General features: G+C 58.0%; 26 protein-coding genes and 4 tRNA genes. 22 read left to right on the forward strand and 8 right to left on the reverse strand.

Going from position 1 to position 24155, the window contains the following annotated elements:
- The first annotated feature begins 9 nt into the window (after positions 1-9).
- The 4 genes from chbC to chbG all read left to right on the forward strand — a co-directional run bounded on the left by chbC (position 10) and on the right by chbG (position 4574).
- Positions 10-1371, forward strand: coding sequence for a PTS N,N'-diacetylchitobiose transporter subunit IIC (gene chbC, locus AC4PR2_RS06810; protein ID WP_049200339.1), 1362 nt, complete (start codon positions 10-12; stop codon positions 1369-1371).
- Between the two features lie 43 nt (positions 1372-1414).
- Entirely contained in the window at positions 1415-2800 is a 1386-nt protein-coding gene (locus AC4PR2_RS06815; protein WP_197802417.1) for a family 1 glycosylhydrolase, read from the forward strand.
- A gap of 15 nt (positions 2801-2815) precedes the next feature.
- Positions 2816-3664: a transcriptional regulator ChbR gene (gene chbR / locus AC4PR2_RS06820; protein ID WP_060425318.1), complete on the forward strand. Its 849-nt coding sequence runs from the start codon at positions 2816-2818 to the stop codon at positions 3662-3664.
- A gap of 148 nt (positions 3665-3812) precedes the next feature.
- Positions 3813-4574, forward strand: coding sequence for a chitin disaccharide deacetylase (chbG, locus tag AC4PR2_RS06825; RefSeq protein ID WP_087762913.1), 762 nt, complete (start codon positions 3813-3815; stop codon positions 4572-4574).
- Positions 4575-4583: 9 nt separating this feature from the next.
- On the opposite strand, the gene AC4PR2_RS06830 is transcribed toward chbG, so the two are convergent.
- Positions 4584-5963 (reverse strand): MFS transporter, encoded by a 1380-nt coding sequence (locus AC4PR2_RS06830; RefSeq protein WP_337046764.1) that lies wholly within the window; start codon positions 5961-5963, stop codon positions 4584-4586.
- 243 nt (positions 5964-6206) lie between these two features.
- Here AC4PR2_RS06830 and pncC point away from each other — a divergent pair, with 243 nt between their 5' ends.
- The 3 genes from pncC (at position 6207) to recX (ending at position 8444) form a co-directional block, all read left to right on the forward strand.
- Positions 6207-6695, forward strand: a complete 489-nt coding sequence (pncC, locus tag AC4PR2_RS06835) for a nicotinamide-nucleotide amidase (protein WP_060425320.1) — start codon at positions 6207-6209, stop codon at positions 6693-6695.
- A gap of 111 nt (positions 6696-6806) precedes the next feature.
- The gene (gene recA, locus AC4PR2_RS06840) at positions 6807-7871 is read left to right on the forward strand and encodes a recombinase RecA (RefSeq protein WP_004932541.1); all 1065 of its coding nucleotides are present in this window, start codon (positions 6807-6809) and stop codon (positions 7869-7871) included.
- Positions 7872-7931: 60 nt separating this feature from the next.
- Positions 7932-8444 carry a recombination regulator RecX gene (recX, locus tag AC4PR2_RS06845; protein WP_060440746.1) on the forward strand — a complete coding sequence of 171 codons (513 nt, stop codon included), beginning with the start codon at positions 7932-7934 and terminating at the stop codon, positions 8442-8444.
- 40 nt (positions 8445-8484) lie between these two features.
- Here recX and AC4PR2_RS06850 read toward each other — a convergent pair whose 3' ends face one another.
- Positions 8485-8628, reverse strand: a complete 144-nt coding sequence (locus tag AC4PR2_RS06850; protein WP_162091232.1) for a hypothetical protein — start codon at positions 8626-8628, stop codon at positions 8485-8487.
- On the opposite strand from AC4PR2_RS06850, the gene alaS reads away from it, so the two are divergent.
- The 10 genes from alaS to luxS all read left to right on the forward strand — a co-directional run bounded on the left by alaS (position 8578) and on the right by luxS (position 15879).
- Complete coding sequence (gene alaS / locus AC4PR2_RS06855; RefSeq protein ID WP_492174956.1) at positions 8578-11205, forward strand: alanine--tRNA ligase; 2628 nt, start codon at positions 8578-8580, stop codon at positions 11203-11205. The two genes, AC4PR2_RS06850 and alaS, sit on opposite strands and share 51 nt — an antisense overlap.
- Before the next feature lie 253 nt (positions 11206-11458).
- On the forward strand, positions 11459-11644 hold the full coding sequence (gene csrA / locus AC4PR2_RS06860; RefSeq protein ID WP_004091602.1) for a carbon storage regulator CsrA: 186 nt from the start codon (positions 11459-11461) through the stop codon (positions 11642-11644).
- A gap of 310 nt (positions 11645-11954) precedes the next feature.
- Positions 11955-12047, forward strand: a tRNA-Ser gene (locus AC4PR2_RS06865).
- A 3-nt stretch (positions 12048-12050) separates the two neighbouring features.
- Positions 12051-12127: transfer RNA gene (locus AC4PR2_RS06870), tRNA-Arg, on the forward strand.
- A gap of 52 nt (positions 12128-12179) precedes the next feature.
- Positions 12180-12256, forward strand: a tRNA-Arg gene (locus tag AC4PR2_RS06875).
- A 52-nt stretch (positions 12257-12308) separates the two neighbouring features.
- A tRNA-Arg gene (locus AC4PR2_RS06880) sits at positions 12309-12385 on the forward strand.
- 175 nt (positions 12386-12560) lie between these two features.
- On the forward strand, positions 12561-13127 hold the full coding sequence (gene yqaB, locus AC4PR2_RS06885) for a fructose-1-phosphate/6-phosphogluconate phosphatase (protein ID WP_033637176.1): 567 nt from the start codon (positions 12561-12563) through the stop codon (positions 13125-13127).
- The gene (locus AC4PR2_RS06890) at positions 13124-13552 is read left to right on the forward strand and encodes a YqaA family protein (protein ID WP_004932520.1); all 429 of its coding nucleotides are present in this window, start codon (positions 13124-13126) and stop codon (positions 13550-13552) included. The genes yqaB and AC4PR2_RS06890 overlap by 4 nt, the downstream gene beginning before the upstream one ends.
- A gap of 82 nt (positions 13553-13634) precedes the next feature.
- Complete coding sequence (gene gshA / locus AC4PR2_RS06895; RefSeq protein WP_049200284.1) at positions 13635-15197, forward strand: glutamate--cysteine ligase; 1563 nt, start codon at positions 13635-13637, stop codon at positions 15195-15197.
- Positions 15198-15363: 166 nt separating this feature from the next.
- Entirely contained in the window at positions 15364-15879 is a 516-nt protein-coding gene (luxS, locus tag AC4PR2_RS06900; protein WP_019455133.1) for an S-ribosylhomocysteine lyase, read from the forward strand.
- A gap of 66 nt (positions 15880-15945) precedes the next feature.
- Here the strand turns inward: luxS and AC4PR2_RS06905 are convergent, their stop codons facing one another.
- On the reverse strand, positions 15946-17235 hold the full coding sequence (locus AC4PR2_RS06905; RefSeq protein ID WP_038871814.1) for an HlyC/CorC family transporter: 1290 nt from the start codon (positions 17233-17235) through the stop codon (positions 15946-15948).
- A gap of 42 nt (positions 17236-17277) precedes the next feature.
- Positions 17278-18069, reverse strand: coding sequence for a cytochrome C assembly family protein (locus tag AC4PR2_RS06910; protein ID WP_004932506.1), 792 nt, complete (start codon positions 18067-18069; stop codon positions 17278-17280).
- Between the two features lie 169 nt (positions 18070-18238).
- On the opposite strand from AC4PR2_RS06910, the gene ffh reads away from it, so the two are divergent.
- The 5 genes from ffh (at position 18239) to rplS (ending at position 21855) form a co-directional block, all read left to right on the forward strand.
- The gene (gene ffh / locus AC4PR2_RS06915; protein ID WP_004932504.1) at positions 18239-19600 is read left to right on the forward strand and encodes a signal recognition particle protein; all 1362 of its coding nucleotides are present in this window, start codon (positions 18239-18241) and stop codon (positions 19598-19600) included.
- A gap of 214 nt (positions 19601-19814) precedes the next feature.
- The gene (gene rpsP / locus AC4PR2_RS06920) at positions 19815-20063 is read left to right on the forward strand and encodes a 30S ribosomal protein S16 (protein ID WP_004932501.1); all 249 of its coding nucleotides are present in this window, start codon (positions 19815-19817) and stop codon (positions 20061-20063) included.
- A gap of 18 nt (positions 20064-20081) precedes the next feature.
- Positions 20082-20630 carry a ribosome maturation factor RimM gene (gene rimM, locus AC4PR2_RS06925; protein WP_197802419.1) on the forward strand — a complete coding sequence of 183 codons (549 nt, stop codon included), beginning with the start codon at positions 20082-20084 and terminating at the stop codon, positions 20628-20630.
- A gap of 52 nt (positions 20631-20682) precedes the next feature.
- Entirely contained in the window at positions 20683-21450 is a 768-nt protein-coding gene (gene trmD / locus AC4PR2_RS06930) for a tRNA (guanosine(37)-N1)-methyltransferase TrmD (RefSeq protein WP_060440743.1), read from the forward strand.
- Between the two features lie 48 nt (positions 21451-21498).
- Positions 21499-21855, forward strand: a complete 357-nt coding sequence (gene rplS, locus AC4PR2_RS06935) for a 50S ribosomal protein L19 (protein ID WP_015376707.1) — start codon at positions 21499-21501, stop codon at positions 21853-21855.
- A gap of 142 nt (positions 21856-21997) precedes the next feature.
- Here rplS and AC4PR2_RS06940 read toward each other — a convergent pair whose 3' ends face one another.
- From AC4PR2_RS06940 to AC4PR2_RS06955, 4 genes are all read right to left on the reverse strand, one after another.
- Positions 21998-22225, reverse strand: a complete 228-nt coding sequence (locus AC4PR2_RS06940) for an ogr/Delta-like zinc finger family protein (protein WP_016929021.1) — start codon at positions 22223-22225, stop codon at positions 21998-22000.
- A gap of 65 nt (positions 22226-22290) precedes the next feature.
- Positions 22291-22806, reverse strand: coding sequence for a lysozyme (locus tag AC4PR2_RS06945; RefSeq protein ID WP_492174957.1), 516 nt, complete (start codon positions 22804-22806; stop codon positions 22291-22293).
- Positions 22790-23011 carry an HP1 family phage holin gene (locus AC4PR2_RS06950; protein WP_038871804.1) on the reverse strand — a complete coding sequence of 74 codons (222 nt, stop codon included), beginning with the start codon at positions 23009-23011 and terminating at the stop codon, positions 22790-22792. The genes AC4PR2_RS06945 and AC4PR2_RS06950 overlap by 17 nt, the downstream gene beginning before the upstream one ends.
- A 249-nt stretch (positions 23012-23260) precedes the next feature.
- Positions 23261-24025: a DUF481 domain-containing protein gene (locus tag AC4PR2_RS06955; RefSeq protein ID WP_047728881.1), complete on the reverse strand. Its 765-nt coding sequence runs from the start codon at positions 24023-24025 to the stop codon at positions 23261-23263.
- Positions 24026-24155 lie beyond the last annotated feature (130 nt).

The following is a 24155-nucleotide window of genomic DNA, read 5'->3' on the forward strand; positions in this document are numbered from 1 at the left end:
GAGGCCGCCGTGAATACCCTCATTGCCTCGCTCGAGAAGGTTATCCTGCCTTTCGCCGTAAAAATCGGTAAGCAGCCCCACGTCAACGCCATCAAGAACGGCTTTATCCGCCTGATGCCGCTGACCTTGACCGGGGCGATGTTCGTGTTGATCAACAACGTGTTCCTGAGCTTCGGCGAAGGATCGTTCTTCTATTCGCTGGGCGTGCGCCTGGATGCCTCCACCATCGAGACGCTGAACGGGCTGAAGAGCATCGGCGGCAGCGTTTACAACGGCACGCTGGGGATCATGTCCCTGATGACGCCGTTCTTTATCAGCATGGCGTTGGCCGAAGAGCGCAAGGTCGATCCGCTGGCTTCGGCACTGCTGGCGGTGGCGGCCTTTATGACCGTCACGCCGTTTAACGTCGGCGAGGCCTATGCGGTGGGCGCCAACTGGCTGGGCGGCGCCAACATCATTTCCGGTATGGTGATCGGGCTGGTGGTGGCCGAGATGTTCGCTTTCATCGTGCGGCGCAACTGGGTGATCAGCCTGCCGGACAGCGTGCCGGCTTCGGTGTCGCGCTCCTTCTCGGCGCTGATCCCCGGTTTCATCATCCTCTCCATCATGGGGCTGGTGGCGTTCGCGCTGGCGCACTGGGGCACCAACTTCCACCAGATCATCATGGACGGCATTTCGGCGCCGCTGGCCAAGATGGGCAGCGTGGTGGGCTGGGTGTACGTGCTGTTCTCTTCGCTGCTGTGGTTCTTTGGGGTGCACGGCTCCATGGCGCTGGCGGCGCTGGACAGCGGCATCATGACGCCGTTCGCGCTGGAAAACGTGGAGCTGTACAACAAATACGGTTCGGTCGAAGCGGCGGTGGCCGCCGGCAAAGAGTTCCATATGTGGGCGAAGCCGTTTGTCGACTCCTACATCTACCTCGGCGGCACCGGCTCGACGCTGGGCCTGATCATCGCCATCTTCATTGCCTCGCGCCGCGAAGATTACCGCCAGGTCGCCAAGCTGGCGACGCCGTCCGGCATCTTCCAGATCAACGAACCGATTCTGTTCGGCCTGCCGGTGATCATGAACCCGGTGATGTTCATTCCGTTCATCCTGGTGCAGCCGGTGCTGACCATCATCACCTCGCTGGCTTATTACTCCGGGCTGATCCCGCCGATCACCAACATCGCGCCCTGGACCATGCCGGTCGGCCTGGGGGCGTTCTTCAACACCAACGGCAGCATCATGGCCCTGTTGCTGAGCCTGTTCAACCTGGCGGTCGCCACCGTGATTTATCTGCCGTTCGTGGCGATCTCCAACAAGGCGCAGAGCCAGATCGACGCGGCGACGGAAAGCGAAGAAGACATCGCCAAGGCGCTGAAATTCTAACAGTGGAACGGGGCGGCGTGGCCGCCCCGCGAGGGACGCGAGTATGGAATATCAATTTGCCGACGGGTTCTGGTGGGGCAGCGCCACCTCCGCGCCGCAGTCTGAAGGGGCGGCCGCACGGGACGGCAAGAGCCGCAACATCTTCGACTATTGGTTCGAGATCGCGCCCGAGCGCTTTCACGATCGGGTGGGGCCGGGCGAGGCCTCAACCTTTTACGACCATTTCCGTACCGATATCGGGCTGCTCAAAACGCTGGGCCACAATACCTTTAGAACGTCGATCTCGTGGTCGCGGCTGATCCCGGACGGCGACGGCGAAGTGAACCCGCAGGCGGTGGCTTTCTATAACGCGATGATCGACGAGCTGCTGGTGCAGGGCATCACCCCGTTTATCAATCTCTACCACTTCGATATGCCGCTGTGCATGCAGCAGCGCGGCGGCTGGGAAAACCGGGCGGTGGTCGAAGCCTATGCGCGTTACGCCGACATTTGCTTCGATCTGTTTGGCGATCGGGTCACCCACTGGTTCACCTTCAACGAGCCGATCGTGCCGGTGGAGGCCGGTTACCTGAATGACCTGCACTACCCTTGCGTAGTGGACTTCAAACGGGCGGTCACCGTGGCGTATCACAGCGTACTGGCGCATGCCATGGCGGTGCAGCGTTTCAGAGCGCGGGAGCTGCCGGGGAATATCGGCATTATTTTGAACCTGAGCCCGACCTATCCGCGTTCCGATGCGTCGGAGGATCGGCAGGCTGCACACGACGCCGATCTGCTGCTCAACCGCAGTTTCCTCGATCCGGTCGCCAAAGGGCGTTATCCGGCGGCGTTGCTGCAGCTGCTGGAGCGGCATGGGCTGATGCCCCACTGCGAGCCGCAGGATGCGCAGCTGATTGAAGACGGCGTGGTGGACATCCTCGGCGTCAACTATTACCAACCGCGCAGGGTGCAGGCGAAAGAGGGGCGCCGTGCCGAGGGGCCGATCGCATCGCCGGAGGATTTGTTCAGTTACTATGCAATGCCGGGCCGCAAAATCAATCCGCACCGCGGCTGGGAGATCTACGAAAAGGGGCTGTACGACATCCTGATGGATCTGAAAGAGAACTACGGCAATCTGCCTTGTTATATTTCGGAAAACGGCATGGGCGTTGAAGGCGAAGAGGCGTTTATCGGCGTCGATGGGCGGGTGGAGGACGATTACCGCATCGACTTTATTCGCGAGCACCTGAAATGGCTGCACCGCGCGCTGGCGGAAGGCTCGCAGTGCAAAGGCTATCATCTGTGGACCTTTATCGACTGCTGGTCCTGGCTGAACGCCTACAAGAATCGTTATGGGCTGGTGCGGCTGGATCGGGCGGATCAGCGCCGTACCATAAAGAAAAGCGGCTACTGGTTTGCCGAGGCGGCCAGACGCAACGGATTTGACTAACGGGAGGCCGGCGCCGTGTCCGACAACCGAATTTCGCTGAGTGCGAACGACGTGAAGCTGATTCGCGAGCAGGATTTTTTTAACTGCAAAGATTTTCACCTGTTTATCTACAACAAGGTGGAAAGCGCCACCGGGCTGCATCAGCACGACTATTACGAGTTCACCATCGTGCTGAGCGGCAAGTGTTACCAGGAGATCAACGGCAAGCGGGTGCTGCTGGAACGCGGGGATTTCGTCTTTATCCCTATCGGCTCCTATCACCAGAGCTTTTACGAGTTCGGCGCGACGAAAATCTTCAACGTGGCGGTCAGCAAAGCGTTCTTTGAAGAGCACTATTTGCAGCAGCTGCCGCGCTGCTTCGTCGCCTCGCAGGCCTACAGCCTGAGGAGCGAGTTTTTGGCCTATATCGAATCGGTGGTGAGTTCGCCGCAGTTTCGCGAGGATGATTTCGCCGAATTTCTCGAAACGCTGACTTTCTATGTGATCAGCCGCATTCGTCACTATAAGGAAGAAAACGACGGCGGCGATGATATCCCGCAGTGGCTGAAGAACACCCTGGCCGGCATGCATGACAAGGCGATGTTCGGCGAAAGGGCGTTGGCGAACATGGTGGCGCTGTCGGGGAAGACCCAGGAGTATCTGACCCGGGCGATGCGGCGTTACTACCATAAGACGCCGATGCAGGTAATCAATGAGATCCGCATCAATTTCGCCAAGACGCAGCTGGAGGTCACCAACTCTTCGGTTTCCGATATCGCCTTTGATTCCGGCTATGGCGATGTCAGCCTGTTCATTAAGAACTTCAAGCGGCTCACCGACGTGACCCCAGGCAACTACCGAAAAAAGTGCTACGGCCCTCTTTAGGGCCGCTCCCGATCAGTATCAACGCCGATATGCCGATGAGCTTCAGGCCGCCGGCCGGTTAATCATTCGATTTTTACCTTAGCGAAGGGGAATGCCGCGTCGGTCGGTCGGGCTTCCCTTGCCAAAAATCCATCTCGCGGGAGCCATTATGGAAAAACTACTGATCGTGAATGCCGACGACTTCGGCCTGAGCAAGGGGCAAAACTACGGCGTCATCGAGGCGTATCAGCATGGCGTGGTTTCTTCTACCACGGCGATGGTGAACGGCGGCGGCGCCCAGCACGCGGCGGCGCTCAGCCGGCAATATCCGGGGCTGCCGATCGGGCTGCATTTCGTTTTGACCCATGGCAGGCCTCTGGGCGCCATGCCTTCGCTGGTCAACGAGCATGGCGAACTGGGTAAATGGCTGTGGTGCCGCGCCGAGGCCGGCGAGCTGCAGTTGGACGAGGTTCAGGAGGAGCTGCAGCGCCAGTTCGCGCGGTTTGTGACGCTGTTCGGCAGGCCGCCGACGCACATCGACAGCCACCACCATGTGCATATGCAGCCGCAGATTTACCCGCTGGTGGAGGCGTTTGCGCAGGCACAGGGTCTGCCGCTGCGTCTCGATCGCGAAGAGGCGAAACGGCGCGATATTGCGTTGCAGACGCCCTGCAGCACCGACGCGTTTGACGCGGGATTCTACGGTGAAATGATTTCCGAAGCCTTGTTCCTGCAGCGGTTGACGCGCGCCGACGAGCAGGGCGCCGAGTCATTGGAAATGATGTGCCACCCGGCGTTCCTCGACGCGACGATCCTGCAGAGCAAATATTGTCACCCGCGCCTCGTCGAGCTGGAGGTGTTGACCGCGCCGACGCTGAAAGCGGCGATCGCCGAACGCGGTTTCATGTTGGGCTCCTTCCTGGATCTGTAGCGCCGCCGTTTACAGCATGGCGTGCGCCTTTTTCAGGCCGGTATCCTCTTGCGGATCGGCCCCCTGAGGCAGGGGCTCCGTCTCCTGTTCCTCGGGCTGCGGCTCGTCGACATCGGGCGCCGCTTCCGGCGGCGGCATGGTGTCGTGAATGATCTGCTCATCGAAGGTCGGATTGAGCGCCGGCGACAGCGGCGAACTGGCGAGGCTGTCCGGCAGCGGAATATGCGGCACCGGTGCGTCCTGCGCCAGCTGAGGTTCCTCCGCTTTCGCCGTGCGGCTGAGGGCCGCCAGCAGCACGCCGCACAGGGCGAAGAAGGCGTACAGGATATTACCGCCAAGCGGCTCGATCAGCGCGCCGACCGCCAAGGGCCCGATGCTGGCGCCGACGCCGAACGCCATCAGCAGGCAGGCGGCCAGTGAGACGCGGCGCTCCGGCTCAATCAGATCGTTGGCCAGCGCCACTACCAACGGGTAGAGCGTAAACTGCAGCATGCTGACGACGAATCCCACCGCCAGCAGCAGCGGGAAGTCGATGTGCGGCAGCAGCGCCAGCGGCAGCGCCGCCACGATCAGCAAAATAGCGTTGAGTCGCATCAGCAACGGGCGGCTATAGCGATCCGACAGCCAGCTGAGTGGGAACTGCGCCACCAGCCCGGCGAAGATGGCCAGTGCCATGAACAGGCCGGTTTGTTGAGTGGTTAAGGACTGCAGGCTGGCATAGACCGGCGCCAGGCCGTAAAACGAGCCCACCACCATGCCGATCACCAACGTGGTGGCCAGCACCTTGGGAATGGCGCCGACAAAGTAGCGCAGCTCCATTGGCGCCGGCGACATGTGGCGCGCATTGGTGCGGGTGGTGAGGGCGATGGGCACCAGACAGAGCGCGAAGCACAGCGCGATCACCAGCAGCGTGGTGATGCCCAGGTTGCTTTGCAGCATCAGCACGATCTGGCCCAGCGACATGCCGAGATAGGTCGCCGCCATATAGAAGCCGAACACCATGCCGCGCTGGTTGGATTCCGCCTGGTCGTTCAGCCAGCTTTCCAGCACCATGTACTGACACATCATGCACAGCCCGATCACCAGGCGCAGGGCGACCCAGGCGGGAATGAACTCCGTCAGGCCGTGCCCCAGCACCGCAGCGGTAATGATGCCGGCGCAGGCCACGTAGGCGCGGATATGCCCGACGCGGGCGATGAGAAAGTGGCCGACCTTGCCACCTATCACCAACCCGATGTAGTTGGCGGCGATGATGGCGCCGATCAGCGCGCTGCTGACGTGGATAGAGGCCAGCCGCAGCGAGACGTAGGTGGTGAGCAGGCCCGAGCCCAACAGCAGCAGCAGGGTGGTGGTATACAACGGCAAGAATACGCCCAACGTTTTTTTCACGCTATCATCCTAATCTCTTCTGGTGCGCCCTGAGGCCGCTGCCGCAGCGTGCCGCCTCCGTGATGTTCCTTGTGCTGGTGCGCCGCCGCTCAATGGGGCGCTTCTTTTGATACTAGCAGCTTGGCCGGGCGCTTAAAACCGTACCTCCTGCGAGGCGCTGCGCATTTCCACGCGTCGGCCGCCGCGTCGCCTTGATAAATGCTACTATCGGGCGCATATACCTGAATTCGCGAGGGAGAGGTTATGAGTGAAAACCAACTGCGCCGGCTCAGCGTGCTGGTGGGGGAAAAACTGAAGGCCCAGGGCCGCTGGATCACCTGTGCGGAATCCTGCACCGGCGGCGGTATCGCCAAGGCTATTACCGATATCGCCGGCAGCTCCGCCTATTTCGATCGCGGTTTCGTCACCTACAGCAATGCGGCGAAGCATGACCTGTTAGGGGTGAGAGAAGCCACGTTGGCGGCGCACGGCGCGGTCAGCGAAGAGGTGGTGCGCGAGATGGCGATAGGGGCGCTGCGGGCGGCGCAGGCCGATCTGGCGCTATCGGTGAGCGGCATCGCCGGCCCGGACGGCGGCAGCGCGGAAAAGCCGGTCGGTACCGTGTGGTTCGGCTTCGCCGGCAGCGATGGCCGGGGGCTGTCGCGCATGATGCAATTCGAGGGCGACCGCGACGCGGTGCGGCTGCAGGCGACGATTTTCGCGCTGCAAACCGCCATCGACGAATTTTTGTAAATTAGGCTTGATACTGTATGACCATACAGTATAATTAGTGACATTTCCTGCACAACATACATTCAGTGGCAGTGTGGGGTAACACCGGCATTGCGAAACGAAGGAGCAAAAATGGCTATTGATGAGAACAAGCAAAAGGCGTTAGCTGCGGCACTGGGCCAGATTGAGAAACAGTTCGGCAAAGGCTCCATCATGCGCCTGGGTGAAGACCGCTCCATGGACGTGGAAACGATCTCCACCGGCTCACTGTCACTCGATATCGCTCTGGGCGCCGGCGGCCTGCCGATGGGCCGCATCGTTGAAATCTACGGCCCGGAATCCTCCGGTAAAACCACCCTGACGCTGCAGGTGATCGCCGCTGCGCAGCGCGAAGGCAAAACCTGTGCGTTCATCGATGCCGAGCACGCGCTGGATCCTATCTATGCGAAAAAGCTGGGTGTCGATATCGACAACCTGCTGTGCTCCCAGCCGGACACCGGCGAGCAGGCGCTGGAAATCTGTGATGCGCTGACCCGCTCCGGCGCGGTTGACGTCATCATCGTCGACTCCGTGGCGGCGCTGACGCCGAAGGCGGAAATCGAAGGTGAAATCGGCGATTCGCACATGGGCCTGGCGGCACGCATGATGAGCCAGGCGATGCGTAAGCTGGCCGGCAACCTGAAAAACGCCAATACCCTGCTGATCTTCATCAACCAGATCCGTATGAAAATTGGTGTGATGTTCGGCAACCCGGAAACCACGACCGGCGGTAACGCTCTGAAGTTCTACGCTTCGGTGCGTCTGGATATCCGCCGCATCGGCGCCATCAAAGAGGGCGACGAAGTGGTGGGCAGCGAAACCCGCGTGAAAGTGGTGAAGAACAAAATCGCTGCGCCGTTCAAGCAGGCTGAGTTCCAAATCATGTACGGCGAAGGCATCAACAGCCGTGGCGAGCTGGTCGATCTAGGCGTGAAGCACAAGATGATCGAAAAAGCCGGCGCCTGGTACAGCTATAACGGCGAGAAGATCGGTCAGGGCAAGGCGAATGCCTGTAACTTCCTGAAAGAAAACCCGGCTATCGCCGCTGAGCTGGATAAGAAGCTGCGTGACCTGCTGCTGCACAGCGGCGGTGAACTGGTGGCCGCTTCCGGTGACGACTTCGAAGACGACGAAGCGGAAACCAGCGAGCAGTTCTAATCGCTGAAGATATGCGCCGCCGTTCGTGTGGCGCATATCCCATAAATTCAGGCTTGAATGATGAATGACTTGCTAAGCCGCGCCATGCGCCTGCTGTCGCAACGCGATCATAGTGAAGCTGAACTGCGCCGCAAACTTGCGGCGCAGCCGTTTGTGGCGAAAGCCCGTTTTGGCGGCAGGGGGCCACATGCGCCGGCATCATCGCCGGGGGCTGAAGAGCCGGTGGATCCTGCGCTGATCGAGCAGGTTATTGCCTACTGTTACCAGCATAATTGGCTAGACGATAAGCGTTTCGCTCACAGCTACATCGGCAGCCGCAGCCGCAAAGGTTACGGTGCGCAGCGTATCCGCAGTGAACTGATGCAAAAGGGTGTCGACAAAGCGCTGGTGCAGGACGCGCTGGCGGAATGCGACATCGACTGGTGCGAACAGGCGAAACAGGTGGCGCAGCGAAAATTTGGCGATGCGTTGCCAACCGACTGGAAAGAGAAAGCCAAAGTGCAGCGCTATCTGCTCTATCGCGGCTTCTTCCAGGAAGAAATTCAGTCAATTTACCGTGATTTTGCGCAATGAGCGCACACGGGGTTTTACTTCCCTCTGAAGAAAATTTATCTTATCCCCACTTTTTGTTCGTGAGCTGGTTGTCATCGTCGGGATGACGCGTCACCGGCTCACGTGTCGTTATTCTAGCCTTTCCAGGAAAATTATGAGCAAGAGCACCGCTGAGATCCGTCAAGCGTTTCTCGATTTCTTTCATAGTAAGGGTCACCAGGTTGTAGCGAGCAGCTCCCTGGTGCCTAACAATGATCCGACATTGCTGTTTACCAATGCCGGCATGAACCAATTTAAGGATGTTTTCCTGGGGCTGGACAAACGCGCCTATTCCCGTGCCACCACCTCGCAGCGCTGCGTGCGCGCAGGCGGCAAGCACAATGACCTGGAAAACGTCGGCTATACCGCCCGTCACCACACCTTCTTTGAAATGCTGGGCAACTTCAGCTTCGGCGATTACTTCAAGCATGACGCGATCAGCTACGCGTGGGAACTGCTGACCGGTGAAAACTGGTTCAACCTGCCGAAAGAGCGACTGTGGGTCACCGTGTATGAAACCGATGACGAAGCGTTCGACATCTGGCAGAAGCAAATCGGCGTACCGGCCGAGCGCATTATTCGCATCGGCGACAACAAGGGCGCGCCTTTCGCTTCCGACAACTTCTGGCAGATGGGCGACACCGGCCCATGCGGCCCGTGCACCGAGATTTTCTACGATCACGGCGATCACATCTGGGGCGGCCCTCCTGGCAGCCCGGAAGAAGACGGCGACCGCTACATCGAGATCTGGAACATCGTTTTCATGCAGTTCAACCGCCAGTCCGACGGCACCATGCTGCCGCTGCCGAAACCTTCGGTGGATACCGGTATGGGCCTGGAGCGCATCGCGGCGGTGTTGCAGCATGTGAACTCCAACTACGAAATCGATCTGTTCCGTACCCTGATCGCCGCCGTGGCAAAAGTGACCGGTGCAACCGATCTGGACAACAAATCCCTGCGCGTTATCGCCGACCACATCCGTTCCTGCGCCTTCCTGGTGTCGGATGGCGTGATCCCGTCTAACGAAAACCGCGGCTACGTGCTGCGCCGCATCATTCGTCGCGCGATCCGCCATGGCAACATGCTGGGCGCGAAAGACACCTTCTTCTACAAGCTGGTGGCGCCACTGATCGAAGTGATGGGCCCGGCGGCCGACGAACTGAAACGCCAGCAATCGTTGGTGGAGCAGGTGCTGAAAACCGAAGAGGAGCAGTTTGCCCGCACGCTGGAGCGTGGCCTGGCGCTGTTGGACGAAGAGCTGGCCAAGCTGCAGGGCGATACCCTGGACGGCGAAACCGCTTTCCGTTTGTACGATACCTACGGCTTCCCGGTCGATCTGACCGCTGACGTCTGCCGCGAGCGCGGTCTGAAAGTCGATGAAGCGGGCTTTGAAGAAGCGATGGAAGCGCAGCGCCGCCGTGCGCGCGAATCCAGCGGTTTCGGCGCCGACTACAACAGCCTGATCCGCGTGGACGGCAGCAGCCAGTTCAGCGGTTACGATCACGACGAGCAGCAGGCAACTGTCATCGCGCTGTTCCGCGACGGCCAGCCGGTCGATCAGATCAACGCCGGCGAAGAGGCGGTGGTAGTGCTGGATGAGACGCCGTTCTACGGTGAATCCGGCGGCCAGGTCGGCGATAAAGGCGTGCTGAAAGCCGCCGGCGTAGAGTTTGTGGTCAACGACACCCAGAAATACGGCCAGGCTATCGGCCACCAGGGCAAACTGGCGCAGGGCTCGCTGAAGCTGAACGATCGCCTGGATGCGCAGATCGACGCTGAGCGCCGCAACAGCATCCGTCTTAACCACTCCGCGACTCACTTGCTGCACGCCGCGCTGCGCCAAACGTTGGGTGACCACGTCGCGCAGAAAGGCTCGCTGGTTAACGACAAATATCTGCGTTTCGACTTCTCGCACTTCGAAGCGATGAAGCCGGAGCAAATCCGCGCGGTGGAAGATCTGGTGAACCAGCAGGTGCGTCGTAACCTGCCGGTACAGACCGAGCTGATGGCGTTGGAAGATGCCAAAGAGAAGGGCGCGATGGCGCTGTTTGGCGAGAAGTACGATGACAACGTGCGCGTACTGACCATGGGCGACTTCTCCACCGAGCTGTGTGGCGGTACTCATGCCAGCCGCACCGGCGATATTGGCCTGTTCCGTATTCTGAGCGAGTCGGGCACCGCGGCGGGCATCCGTCGTATTGAAGCGGTGACCGGCGCAGGCGCTATCGCCACGCTGCACCAGCAAAGCGATTTGTTGCAAGACGTTGCGCAGCTGGTTAAGGGCGACAGCAACACCCTGACCGATAAAGTGCGCTCGGTGCTCGATCGCACCCGCGCGCTGGAAAAAGAACTGCAGCAGTTGAAAGATCAGCAGGCGGCGCAGGAAAGCGCGTCGCTGTCCAGCCAGGCAAAAGTGGTTAACGGCGTGAAGCTGTTGGTCAGCCAGTTGGACAATGTCGAAGCCAAAATGCTGCGCACCATGGTGGATGACCTGAAAAATCAATTGGGTTCAGCCATCATCGTGTTGGCAACGACGGCTGATGACAAAGTCAGCCTGGTTGCAGGCGTGACCAAGGATCTGACTGACCGCGTGAAAGCCGGCGAGTTGATTGGCAACGTGGCGCAGCAGGTAGGCGGCAAGGGCGGTGGTCGCCCTAATATGGCGATGGCGGGGGGGACGGATATCAACGCCCTGCCAGCGGCGTTAAACAGCGTAGAAGCCTGGGTGGCCTCGAAGCTGTGAACATATAATAAATAGCACGCACAAACGCCATAATACTTTGTTGATTATGGCGTTTTCATACTGTGCTAACACAATTTAGTTACAATTGCGGGAACAAAGTTTTTCAGGTCGGCTAAACTTACCATTATCTGAGGTGGGACCAAGTCTGCTTACACTTATTGTGGGTTGCGCGGCTTACGTTTTCACCACATATGATGGATAATGACGGGGAAACTGAGAGACCCGACTCTTTTAATCTTTCAAGGAGCAAAGAATGTTAATTCTGACTCGTCGAGTTGGTGAAACCCTCATGATTGGCGATGAGGTTACGGTCACTGTGCTAGGGGTAAAAGGCAACCAGGTGCGTATTGGTGTGAACGCCCCCAAAGAGGTTTCGGTTCACCGTGAAGAAATCTATCAGCGCATTCAGGCAGAGAAGTCTCAGCAGACGACTTACTGATTCCGAAGCAGCGTCTCGTTGCCAGACGAGACGCTACTGCATCGTTTTACCCACTTCTTTCGTTCTCCCCTCTCTTTTTCGTGATTATTTTCCCGGTTAGTTTTCTGCTTTGTTGCTACAGACGCTGCGGTTGCCTGTTGATAAAACGCCCTTTTTGCCGTGAAATCGCCCATGTTGGGTGCGAATTGTGCAAACGCGCATGAGTTGGGAAAAATTGTTTGACTTAAAAGTCGGAGAAAGTAATATGTGCGCCACGCAGTGCCGATGAGCTTCTCTAAAGCAAGTTAGGCGCAATTCGAAAGAAGCGTTTGGTGAGGTGGCCGAGAGGCTGAAGGCGCTCCCCTGCTAAGGGAGTATGCGGTCAAAAGCTGCATCCGGGGTTCGAATCCCCGCCTCACCGCCATTTGCATCCGTAGCTCAGCTGGATAGAGTACTCGGCTACGAACCGAGCGGTCGGAGGTTCGAATCCTCCCGGATGCACCATTCTTTAAGTCTGGCTTCATTAGCGAAGCAGGCAAGCAGTAAAAATAGTAATGCATCCGTAGCTCAGCTGGATAGAGTACTCGGCTACGAACCGAGCGGTCGGAGGTTCGAATCCTCCCGGATGCACCATTCTTTAAGTCTGGCTTCATTAGCGAAGCAGGCAAGCAGTAAAAATAGTAATGCATCCGTAGCTCAGCTGGATAGAGTACTCGGCTACGAACCGAGCGGTCGGAGGTTCGAATCCTCCCGGATGCACCATCTAAGAGAAACCCGCTTCGGCGGGTTTTTCGCTTTTCAGCATTTAGCCATTCTCTCTCCCCCGTCCTCCTTTGCGCCCGATCGGGCACAGCACATTCCGTTATGACGCAGTCAGCGACAACCCAACGGCTTTACGCTAAAGTAGTTTTCTTTCCTCAACGATCATGGAGTAACGATGTACGACCGCTATCAGGGTCTTATTTTCGACATGGACGGCACGATTCTGGACACCGAGCCAACGCACCGCAAAGCGTGGCGTGAAGTGCTGTCCCGTTATGGCATGACGTTTGATGAAGCGGCCATGGTGGCGCTGAGCGGTTCACCGACCTGGCGCATCGCCCAGGCGATTATCGCCAGCCATCAGGCCGATCTCGATCCCCATCACCTGGCGGCGGAGAAAACCCGCGCGGTGGAAGCGATGCTGTTGGACAGCGTGCGTCCATTGCCGCTGATCGAGGTGGTGAAGTCCTATCACGGCCGCCGTCCGATGGCGGTCGGTACCGGCAGCGAGCACCGCATGGCGGAAATGCTGCTGCGTCATCTCGGCCTGTTCAACTGCTTCGACGCGATCGTCGGTGCGGACGACGTGCAGCGCCACAAACCGGAGCCGGACACCTTCTTGCGCTGTGCCGAACTGATCGGCGTGCCGCCGGAAAAATGCGTGGTGTTTGAAGACGCCGATTTCGGCATTCAGGCGGCGAAAAGTGCCGGTATGGCTGTGGTAGACGTCCGTACGCTGTGAGTAGTACGCTAGCCGTAATATCGTTATTTGGCAGTAGCTTCCTCAGTGCGACGCTGCTGCCGGGAAATTCAGAAATCGTTCTGGTCGCCTTGCTGACCCAGAGTCGCGTCTCGCCGGAGTTGCTGGTGCTGGCCGCGACCCTGGGCAATACGCTGGGTGGCTTGACCAATGTCATTATCGGGCGCCTGTTACCGGCGTTGAAACCACAGCGGGGGCTGGCAACGGCGCTCGGGTGGCTGCAACGCTTCGGCCCGGCTGCGCTGCTGCTCAGTTGGGTGCCGGTGGTGGGCGATTTGTTGTGCGTGTTGGCAGGTTGGCTGCGCATGCCCTGGGGCTCTGTCGCGCTGTTTCTGTGTATCGGAAAGGCGCTGCGTTACATCGTTTTGGCTATGATAACGGTACAGGGTATCGCCTGGTGGCAGTAACCAAGTGAATATAACTCAATATTCTCTCGGGTGCGGATTCAGTATGCTTACGAGTTATTGTTTTTAGAAGCGGGAGGTCAATTTGATCCCGGACGTATCACAGGCGCTTTCTTGGTTGGAAGCCCATCCCCAGGCATTAAAAGGCATTCGTCGCGGCATCGAGCGTGAAACGCTGCGGGTCACGCCGAACGGCACCTTGGCGACCACCGGGCATCCGGAAAAGCTGGGCGCGGCATTGACGCACCACTGGATCACCACGGATTTCGCCGAAGCGCTGTTAGAGTTCATTACGCCGGTTGATGACAACATCGATCACCTGCTGACGTTCCTGCGCGATATTCATCGTTACGTGGCGCGCAATATCGGCGATGAGCGCATGTGGCCGCTCAGCATGCCGTGCTTTATCGAAGCCGAGCAGGATATCGAGCTGGCGCAGTTTGGTTCGTCGAACATCGGCCGCATGAAGACGCTGTACCGCGAAGGGTTGAAGAATCGCTACGGCGCGCTGATGCAGACCATTTCCGGCGTGCACTACAACTTCTCGCTGCCGCTGGAGTTTTGGCAGGCCTGGGCCGGGGTGCAGGACGCAGAAAGCGGTAAAGAGCAGATCTCGGCGGGGTATTTCCGCCTGATCCGCAACTATTACCGTTTCGGTTGGGTGATCCCGTATCTGTTCGGCGCATCGCCGGCCATTTGTTCTTCGTTCCTCAAAGGGCGTGAGACCAATCTGCCGTTCGAGCGCACCGAGCAGGGGATGTGCTACCTGCCGTACGCCACCTCGCTGCGTCTGAGCGACCTGGGTTACACCAACAAGTCGCAGAGCAATTTGGGCATCACCTTCAACGATCTGCACAGCTATGTGGCCGGTCTGAAGCGGGCAATTGCGACGCCTTCTGAAGAGTTCGCCAAGCTGGGCGTGAAAGAGGGCGATCGCTACCTGCAGCTGAACAGCAACGTGCTGCAAATCGAGAACGAGCTGTATGCGCCGATCCGGCCGAAGCGCGTGACCCAAAGCGGCGAGACGCCGTCGGACGCGCTGCTGCGCGGCGGCATCGAATACATCGAAGTGCGTTCGCTGGATATCAACCCGTTCTCGCCAATCGGCGTGGACGCGGTGCAGGCGCGTTTCCTGGATCTGTTCCTGGTGTGGTGCGCGCTGGCCGATGCGCCGGAGATGAGCAGCGATGAACTGCTGTGCACGCGCAAGAACTGGAACCGGGTGATTCTGGAAGGGCGTAAGCCGGGCCAGACCATCGGCATCGGCTGTGGCGCCAGCCATGAACCGCTCGAAAAAGTGGGTAAGGCGCTGTTCGCCGATCTGCGTCGGGTGGCGGAAGTGTTGGACGGCGAAGCCGGCAACCGTCAATACCAGCAGGTGTGTGATGAGCTGGTTGCCGCGTTCGACGATCCTGAGTTGACCTTCTCTGCGCGCATTCTGAAGGCGATGAAGGCGGAAGGCACCGGGCGCGTCGGGTTGCAGCTGGCGGAGCAGTATCGTCAGACGTTGCTGGAAGAGCCGTTGGAAATCCTGAACGAAGCCGAGCTGGATAAAGAGCGGGAAGCCTCGTGGCAGCGCCAACGCGACATAGAAGCCAATGATACGCTAAGCTTTGAAGCGTTCCTGAAGCAAAACGGCGGAAGCTGAAAAAGAAAAAGGCCACATCAATGTGGCCAAATATGCATCTCTGATGACAGGGATGATGATAACAAATGCGCGTCTTTCACATACTCAGACTCGCAGGGTTAGAAAAGGTTTCCCGGTTAGGAAAAAAAGTTTCGAAATAAATGCTCTTTTACGAGGAGGTAGCGAAATGCCATTGCTGGATAGCTTTACCGTCGATCATACCCGTATGGCAGCTCCGGCTGTCCGCGTTGCGAAAACCATGAAAACGCCTCATGGCGATACCATCACGGTGTTTGATCTGCGCTTTTGCCGCCCGAACCTGGAAGTGATGCCCGAGCGCGGCATTCACACGCTGGAGCACCTGTTCGCCGGCTTTATGCGTGACCACCTGAACGGCCAGGGCGTGGAGATTATCGACATCTCCCCGATGGGCTGTCGTACCGGTTTCTACATGAGCCTGATCGGCGTGCCGGAAGAGCAGCGCGTAGCCGATGCGTGGAAAGCGGCGATGGCCGACGTGCTGAAAGTGACCGACCAGCGCAAAATCCCTGAGCTGAACGAATACCAGTGCGGCACTTACCATATGCACTCGCTGGAAGAAGCGCAGGAGATCGCCAAGCACATCCTGGATAACGACGTGGTGGTTAACCACAACGACGAGCTAGCGCTGCCAAAAGAGAAGCTGCAGGAACTGCATATCTAGCCGCGAGTTTCCCGCAGAGATAAAAAAAGACGCGATTTCGCGTCTTTTTTACTTTCAGGCCGGCGGTCAGTGATGGCCGACGCTGGACTGCAGCGAGGTGATCGGCGTGACTCGCACCTGTTTGATCATGTTGCCCTGCACGTCGAGAATGTCGATATCGTAGTGGCCGATACGCACCCGGGTGCCGGTTTCAGGGATCTCTTCCAGCTCTTCGAGCAGCATGCCGTTGACGGTGCGGGCCTCGCTGGCCGGCAGGGTCCAGTTGAAGGCCTTGTTCAGTTCGCGCACGTTGGCGGTACCGTCGATCAAGACCGAGCCATCGCTCTGCGGCGTGACCTCTTCCGCCAACGTTGGTGACATCGAGGTGGTGAAGTCGCCGACGATCTCTTCGAGAATGTCTTCTACCGTGACCAGGCCCTGAATGTCGCCGTACTCGTCGACCACGATGCCGACCTTCTCTTTGTTGCGCTGGAACTTCACCAGCTGCACGTTGAGCGGCGTGCCTTCCGGCACGAAGTAGATTTCATCGGCGGCGCGCAGCAGGTTCTCTTTGTTGAACTCTTTTTTCTCGGTCATCAGGCGGTAGGCTTCGCGCACGCGCAGCATGCCGATCGCGTCGTCCAGCGAGCTGCGATACAGCACGATGCGGCCGTGCGGCGAGTGGGTCAGCTGGCGCATGATCGACTTCCAGTCGTCGTTGACGTCGATGCCGACGATCTCGGTGCGCGGCACCATGATGTCGTTGACCGTCACCTTTTCCAGATCCAGCACCGAAATCAGCATGTCCTGATTGCGGCGGGAGATTTGCGACTGGGATTCGCGCACGATAGTGCGCAGCTCATCCTTGCTGACGGCGTCGCTGATGCGCACGTTGGTGCGGATGCCGAACAGGCGCAAGGTCAGGCTGGTGATGCCGTTGAGCAGCCAGACCAGCGGGAACATCACCTTTTGCAACGGGGCCAGCAGGACGCTGCTGGGGAAGGCAATACGTTCCGGATAGAGGGCGGCGAAGGTCTTCGGCAGCACTTCGGCGAACAGCAGCACGGCGAAGGTCAGTATGCCGGTCGCGATCGCCACGCCGAGATCGCCATACAGCCGCATGCCGACGATGGTCGCCAGCGCCGAGGCGAGGATGTTGACCAGGTTGTTGCCGATCAGCACCAGGCCGATCAGTCGATCCGGTTTTTGCAGCAGCTTCTCCACCCGACGCGCCGAGCGGTTGCCCTGTTTGGACAGGTGACGCAGGCGATAACGGTTGAGCGTCATCATGCCGGTTTCTGAAGCGGAGAAGTAAGCGGAGACCACGATCATGATCACCAGGATAATGATGAGGGTCCCCGTCGACACATGCTCCAATGCAGTATTCCTTATAGAGAGGGAGAATTGAACCGGGCTGGATTAGCGCACCATCACCTGCTGAATCAGACGGCTGCCGAAGTAGGCGAGCGTCAGCAGGAAGGCGCCGGCGAAGCTGAACCAGACGACGCGGCGGCCGCGCCAGCCTTCATGGTAATGGCCCCACAACAGCACGATATACACGAACCAGGCCATGATCGACAGCACGGCTTTATGCACGTTCTCTTTGCTGAACAGATTATCCATGTACAGCAAGCCGGTGCACAGGGTGAGCGTCAGCAGCACCACGCCGATCTGGGTGATATGGAACATCTTGCGCTCGATGCTCATCAGCGGCGGCATGTCGGCGCTAAAGGTCAACTTCTTGTTTTTCAGAAGGTAATCGAGCCAGGCGAGCTGCAAGGCGTAGAGCGCGGCGATGATCAGGGTAGCGTAAGAGAACAGCGCCAGGCCGATATGCACCATCAGTTCCGGGCTGGCTTCCAGGTGAGTGATGAACTCGCCGGGCATGAAGCTGGCGAAGGCCAGGTTGATCATCGCGAAGCTGTAGACGATCGGCAGCAGGAACCAGCCGCGGTCGCGCGAGGCGACGAAGGTCATCACCGAGCAGATGATCAGGCTGACGATGGAGCCAATGTTCAGCAGGCTGAGATTCTGCCCGGCGCTGACGTCAAAGATGCGCTGCTGCAGCGCGATGGCATGGCAAATCAGCGCCACCACCGCCGAGACGAGGGCAAGCCGACGGTATGCGCTGTTCTTCCGCAACAAGCTGGGAATGATCAGTCCAAGGCTGAGCAGGTAGGCCATCAAAGCCACAATGGAGAAAACTGGCATAGCGTTTAATTTTGCTTCGGCGTGGTTAATTGGAGTGTCAGTATAACGTTGCGCGCGTTTCACTCCAACCTATCTCCAACGCTGAGGCAGAGATCCGCCGCGCTTCGTGTTATCATCGGCGCAATTGTGTCGCCGGAGCGGCCTGTCATTACACGTTGAGCATGAGACGATGTTTGAAAATTTAACCGATCGATTGTCGCGCACGTTGCGCAATATCAGCGGCCGCGGGCGGCTGACCGAAGAGAATATCAAGGAAACCCTGCGTGAAGTGCGCATGGCATTGCTGGAAGCGGACGTTGCGCTGCCGGTGGTGCGCGACTTCATCAACCGCGTCAAAGAGAGCGCGGTCGGTCATGAAGTCAACAAGAGCCTGACGCCGGGGCAGGAGTTCGTCAAGATCGTCAAGGGCGAGCTGATCGCCGCGATGGGCGAAGTCAACACCGAGCTGAATCTGGCGGCCCAGCCGCCGGCGGTGGTGCTGATGGCGGGCTTGCAGGGTGCCGGTAAAACCACCAGCGTCGGTAAACTCGGCAAATTCCTGAAAGAAAAACAGAAGAAGAAAGTGTTGGTGGTTTCCGCGGACGTTTATCGCCCGGCGGCGATCAAACAGCTGGAAACGCTGGCGGAAGGCGTCGGCATCGATTTCTTCCCGTCTGACGTCAAAGAAAAACCGATCGACATCGTCAATCGCGCGCTGCAACAGGCCAAGCTGAAGTTCTACGACGTACTGATCGTCGATACCGCCGGCCGTTTGCACGTTGACGAAGCGATGATGGACGAGATCAAACAGGTGCACGCGGCGATCAAGCCGGTGGAAACCCTGTTCGTGGTCGACGCCATGACCGGCCAGGACGCCGCCAATACCGCCAAGGCGTTTAACGAAGCGCTGCCGCTGACCGGCGTGGTGCTGACCAAGGTCGACGGCGACGCGCGCGGCGGTGCCGCGCTGTCCATCCGTCATATCACCGGCAAGCCGATCAAATTCCTCGGCGTGGGCGAGAAGACCGAAGCGCTGGAGCCGTTCTACCCGGATCGCGTGGCATCGCGCATCCTGGGCATGGGCGACGTGCTGTCGCTGATCGAAGATATCGAAAGCAAGGTCGACCGCGAGCAGGCGGAGAAGTTGGCCAACAAGCTGAAGAAGGGTGACGGTTTCGATCTGACCGACTTCCTGGAGCAGCTCAAGCAGATGCGCAACATGGGCGGCATGGCCAACATGCTGAGCAAGCTGCCGGGCGCCGGCCAGCTGCCGGACAACGTCAAGTCGCAGATGGACGATAAAGTGCTGGTGCGCATGGAGGCGATCATCAACTCGATGACGCTGAAAGAGCGCGCCAAACCGGAAATCATCAAGGGCTCGCGCAAGCGCCGCATCGCGATGGGGGCCGGCATGCAGGTGCAGGACGTCAACCGCTTGCTGAAGCAGTTCGACGAAATGCAGCGTATGATGAAGAAGATGAAGAAAGGCGGTATGGCGAAGATGATGCGCGGCATGAAAGGTATGATGCCGCCGGGCTTCCCAGGCCGCTGATGGGCCTCCGCACGCCGAGTGCGGGCGCTTTCAGCATTCGCCGTTCGCGGTGAAAACCGCCCGAAATTTGACAGGCTGCAAAAGTTGTCCCCTGCGATCGACGCTTTAGATTGCTTTTTGCGCCAAAATGAGTAAAATTTTCGGGCTTTTTATATTGCAACCGGGCCCCGTCCCTCAATGGGGCCCGGCTGTTTTATTAACTAAAGAGGATGTTATGGTAACAATTCGTTTGGCACGTGGCGGCGCTAAAAAGCGTCCGTTCTATCAAGTAGTAGTGACCGACAGCCGCAACGCTCGTGATGGTCGTTTCATCGAGCGCGTAGGCTTCTTCAACCCGATCGCTTCCGGTCAGGCTGAAGCACTGCGTCTGGACCTGGACCGCATCGAGCACTGGGTTGGTCTGGGTGCAACCGTTTCTGATCGCGTTCACGCGCTGATCAAAGACGCTAAGAAAGCAGCTTAATCTGTCGCGGTGGTGGCAATGAGCAAGCAACTCAAACCGGTAGCGCCTAAGCAGCCGATTGTACTCGGTAAAATGGGGTCCGCTTACGGCATTCGTGGTTGGCTCAGAGTGTTTTCATCCACCGAGAACGCCGAAAGCATTTTTGACTATCAGCCGTGGTTTATCCAGCAGGCGGGTCAGTGGCAGTATATCGAGTTGGAAGACTGGAAGCGCCACAGTCAGGATCTGATCATCAAGGTCAAAGGCATTGACGATCGGGACGCGGCGAATCTGCTGACTAATCGCGAGATTATGGTGGATTCTGAGCAACTTCCTCCGCTGGAGGGTGACGATTACTACTGGAAAGACCTGATGGGCTGCCAGGTAGTCACCACCGCCGGCTACGAGCTGGGTAAAGTCATCGATATGATGGAAACCGGCTCGAACGATGTGATGGTTGTGAAAGCGAACCTGAAAGATGCGTTCGGCATGAAGGAGCGGTTGATTCCGTTTCTTCATGGGCAGGTTATCAAGAAAGTCGATCTCACTGCCCGCGTGATTGAGGCAGATTGGGATCCTGGTTTTTGACCCCCGGATCAAACGGTCGAAGCAAGTGGAATAACGGTAAGGGGATTGGCTTGTGTTCATCGGTATTGTAAGCCTGTTTCCTGAGATGTTCCGCGCTATCACCGATTACGGGGTGACTGGCCGGGCAGTAAAAAATGGCCTGCTGAGCGTGCAGTGTTGGAGTCCTCGCGACTTCACCTACGACCGGCATCGCACCGTGGACGATCGCCCTTATGGCGGCGGCCCGGGAATGCTGATGATGGTGCAACCTTTACGGGAAGCCATTCATGCGGCGAAAGAAGCGGCAGGCGAGGGAGCAAAGGTGATTTATCTGTCACCTCAGGGGCGCAAGCTGGATCAAACCGGCGTGTGCGAACTGGCGGCCAATCAGAAGATGATTCTGGTGTGCGGCCGTTACGAAGGGATAGACGAGCGCGTAATCCAAACCGAAATTGACGAAGAGTGGTCAATCGGCGATTACGTTCTCAGCGGCGGGGAACTGCCGGCGATGACCCTGATTGATTCAGTCGCCCGTTTCATACCGGGTGTGCTGGGCCATCAGGCCTCAGCGGAGGAAGACTCCTTCGCCGACGGATTGCTGGACTGCCCGCACTATACCCGCCCAGAGGTGTTGGAAGGGATGGAAGTACCGCCGGTTCTACTGTCGGGCAACCATGCCGAGATACGTCGCTGGCGCTTAAAGCAGTCGCTGGGCCGAACCTGGCTTAGAAGACCTGAACTTCTAGAAAGCCTAGCTCTGACTGACGAGCAAGCGGTGTTGCTGGCTGAGTTCCAACGGGAACATCAGGCCAGGCAACAGGACTATGAAGGAAACGTCTGACATCAGACGGGACCGATATATCAGTTTACCTAGGGTAAGAGACATATTATGAGCAACATTATTAAGCAACTTGAACAAGAGCAGATGAAACAAGACGTACCTGCATTCCGTCCGGGTGATTCCGTGGAAGTGAAGGTATGGGTCGTTGAAGGTAGCAAAAAACGTCTGCAGGCATTCGAGGGCGTGGTTATCGCTATCCGTAACCGCGGTCTGCACTCTGCATTCACTGTTCGTAAGATTTCCAACGGCGAAGGTGTTGAGCGCGTATTCCAGACTCACTCCCCAGTAATCGACAGCATTACTGTTAAACGTCGTGGTGCCGTTCGTAAAGCTAAACTGTACTACCTGCGTGAACGTACTGGTAAGGCTGCTCGTATCAAAGAGCGTCTGAACCGCGTTAACTAACGCTGCATCCAAAAGTTAATAGTTATCAGGGGTTGGCCTATGCCAACCCCTTTTTTTATCTGAAAATCCGGCTTCGTTGCATTTGCGAGATTTGGCCACGTTGTAGCGACATTAAAAAGCCTGCATCAGCAGGCTTTTTGCATTACAGCGCGGCGGCGCTTTGTTTATGCTGATTCTCCGGCGGGTGCGGCTGCGCCGGGACAATGTCATCGCCGGGCTTGACGATCACCCGTGCAACGGATTCGTGCGTGGCGAACGTGCAGCTGCAGTTGATGTTGCGGCATTGATGGTAACGCTCTTTGGTCGACTCGCTCAGATAGCGACTGGAGCGAGTGTGGGCCACGTGACCGCATAGTGGACAGTGCATCATAAGAACCCCCCTTGAACAAATTAAGTGAAATTGTTGTGGCATCACCACTTAGGCGAGCGAGCCCGTCATGATGAGGCAATGCCTTGCAAGCACAGTGCGCGTTCCGTGGCGCGTCGCTGTTCCAGCCCCTTGTTTTTCTTTCCGTTTACGTAAACCCAACGTGGCAACTGATCGCAAGCCTGTTGCCACTGGCGCTGCTGCAGCAGCGTGACCAGCGTGGAGTGGCAGGCGGCGCTGATGCCCACGTTGAAGGCGAAGGCGATCACCGCGTCATAGGTTTCTTGTGGGAGCGTTTGCGGCAGGCAGGCGGCCATGCCACGCTCGGTGCGGCGAACATCGTCTACCAAATCCACAGCGGCTTGCCGCTCATCGATAGCCTGGCCCGGGATGACGCCGGCGGTGTGTCCAATGCCCTGTGTCCACACTCCGGCGCTGCACTGGTAAGGCGACAGGCGGCAACCTTCGAGATCGGCGATCAGCCTGAGGCCGGCTTCTGAGGTTTGCAGCTCGCCAAATGACGGTAACAGCACGGCGATGGCCAAAACGGCGGCGACGCTGCAGCTCTTAACGATTGCACTCATCGTAAATTTTCCTCCGTGATGCCGCATTGCGCTCAATAGCCTTCAAGATCTGCAGGCTTTTACGTCGGTAGTACCAGTTCACCAGAAACGTGCCGATTCCTACCGCCGCACCGACTAAAAAGGCAATGTCCTGCGGAGAGAGCCTGCCGAGCCAGGCGAGAAACAGCGCCATGGCGTAGGTGATGAATGAGGTGATTTTCTCCATAGCTTATGCTCACTTTGTTTACAGTCTCTCGGAGCTGGGGTTATCGATGCGTTGTTGGCCACTCGCTATCGAAATCCATCATGCCACGAGGCTGTATAATAATTACTGTATATGCATACAGTATTAAGCTATTTGCTAAAGTCGTCAATGGGCGAGATGAATATTTTTAGCAGATTGTGCAAGAGAGAGCGGCGGGTATAAAAAAAGCCCATCGATGATGGGCTTCGAGAGATTCTGGGCGGGGGGAGGTTACAGGCCGTAGACCAGCGTGACCGAGGTGGTGGTATCGGTGTTTTTCGGTGCGGAGGCCGGCGGTTTGCTGTTGTAGGTCACGGTGTAGGCCACGCGCAGTGAGAAGCGATCGTTGATCGCCACGTTCAACGCGCTTTCCGAGTTCAGCGTGGTTTCCTCGTTCGCCAGCGCGGAAACGCCCTGAATGAACTTGGTGTTGTCGGTCAGCTGATAGGAATAGTTGGCCGCACCGTAGGCCAGCCCTTTGGTCGAGCGGCCGCCGCCGTGGTATTCGTCATGGCGTACGCCGGGACCGAATTCCACCCGCAGATCGCTGAGCGGCCCGTTGAGGAGTTGGCGGCCGTAACCGCCGGTCAGAGTGGAGCGCGAGTCATAACCGTTGAAACGGTCGCTCAGCCAGCTGGCCTGGCCGAACAGGTAGTTGCGATCGGTCAGGTTATAGCGTGTACGGCCACCGGCCTGGTACTTTTCGGACGAGCGCACGTTTGAGGAGGTGGTGTTATTGGCCGCCCCCCACAGGCTATACGCCGCGTCGGTATTGAACCAGGTCATGTTGGTGTTGGCCAACAGGGTAGAGCTTTGCGAGTTGCCGGACTGGGCGTTGTAGCCAGCCTGCACGTTGCCTTCGAACGGTTTCTTTGCGGTGGCCGGATCGTCCATCGCGGTGAAAAGCGTATTGTCGGCAAGGGCTGAAACACTGGTGAAAGTCGTTAAGCAGCAAATATACAGCGGAAAAGCGCGACGAGCGCGAGAAGAGAGCATCTTGGATCCAGTTGTTAAGGGTGGTTATTGTTGATGACGGTCACATTATATCGGTTCACTTCGGCGACAAAAATAGCCGCCATTAGCTTAAGTTTTTAATTTTTATTCCTCATTTATTCGTTTTTCTTCT

It is taken from the genome of Serratia sp. A07 (assembly GCF_058725505.1).

Excerpts from the sequence above, each read along its gene's own strand:
- rplS (WP_015376707.1), top strand. The coding sequence starts at position 21,499 with ATGAGCAACATTATTAAGCAACTTGAACAAGAGCAGATGAAACAAGAC.
- csrA (WP_004091602.1), top strand. The coding sequence starts at position 11,459 with ATGTTAATTCTGACTCGTCGAGTTGGTGAAACCCTCATGATTGGCGAT.
- AC4PR2_RS06940 (WP_016929021.1), bottom strand. The coding sequence starts at position 22,225 with ATGATGCACTGTCCACTATGCGGTCACGTGGCCCACACTCGCTCCAGT.
- yqaB (WP_033637176.1), top strand. The coding sequence starts at position 12,561 with ATGTACGACCGCTATCAGGGTCTTATTTTCGACATGGACGGCACGATT.
- alaS (WP_492174956.1), top strand. The coding sequence starts at position 8,578 with ATGAGCAAGAGCACCGCTGAGATCCGTCAAGCGTTTCTCGATTTCTTT.
- pncC (WP_060425320.1), top strand. The coding sequence starts at position 6,207 with ATGAGTGAAAACCAACTGCGCCGGCTCAGCGTGCTGGTGGGGGAAAAA.
- AC4PR2_RS06955 (WP_047728881.1), bottom strand. The coding sequence starts at position 24,025 with ATGCTCTCTTCTCGCGCTCGTCGCGCTTTTCCGCTGTATATTTGCTGC.
- AC4PR2_RS06850 (WP_162091232.1), bottom strand. The coding sequence starts at position 8,628 with ATGAAAGAAATCGAGAAACGCTTGACGGATCTCAGCGGTGCTCTTGCT.
- luxS (WP_019455133.1), top strand. The coding sequence starts at position 15,364 with ATGCCATTGCTGGATAGCTTTACCGTCGATCATACCCGTATGGCAGCT.
- AC4PR2_RS06945 (WP_492174957.1), bottom strand. The coding sequence starts at position 22,806 with ATGAGTGCAATCGTTAAGAGCTGCAGCGTCGCCGCCGTTTTGGCCATC.
- ffh (WP_004932504.1), top strand. The coding sequence starts at position 18,239 with ATGTTTGAAAATTTAACCGATCGATTGTCGCGCACGTTGCGCAATATC.
- chbG (WP_087762913.1), top strand. The coding sequence starts at position 3,813 with ATGGAAAAACTACTGATCGTGAATGCCGACGACTTCGGCCTGAGCAAG.
- AC4PR2_RS06950 (WP_038871804.1), bottom strand. The coding sequence starts at position 23,011 with ATGGAGAAAATCACCTCATTCATCACCTACGCCATGGCGCTGTTTCTC.
- recA (WP_004932541.1), top strand. The coding sequence starts at position 6,807 with ATGGCTATTGATGAGAACAAGCAAAAGGCGTTAGCTGCGGCACTGGGC.
- AC4PR2_RS06815 (WP_197802417.1), top strand. The coding sequence starts at position 1,415 with ATGGAATATCAATTTGCCGACGGGTTCTGGTGGGGCAGCGCCACCTCC.
- AC4PR2_RS06910 (WP_004932506.1), bottom strand. The coding sequence starts at position 18,069 with ATGCCAGTTTTCTCCATTGTGGCTTTGATGGCCTACCTGCTCAGCCTT.
- recX (WP_060440746.1), top strand. The coding sequence starts at position 7,932 with ATGAATGACTTGCTAAGCCGCGCCATGCGCCTGCTGTCGCAACGCGAT.
- rpsP (WP_004932501.1), top strand. The coding sequence starts at position 19,815 with ATGGTAACAATTCGTTTGGCACGTGGCGGCGCTAAAAAGCGTCCGTTC.
- rimM (WP_197802419.1), top strand. The coding sequence starts at position 20,082 with ATGAGCAAGCAACTCAAACCGGTAGCGCCTAAGCAGCCGATTGTACTC.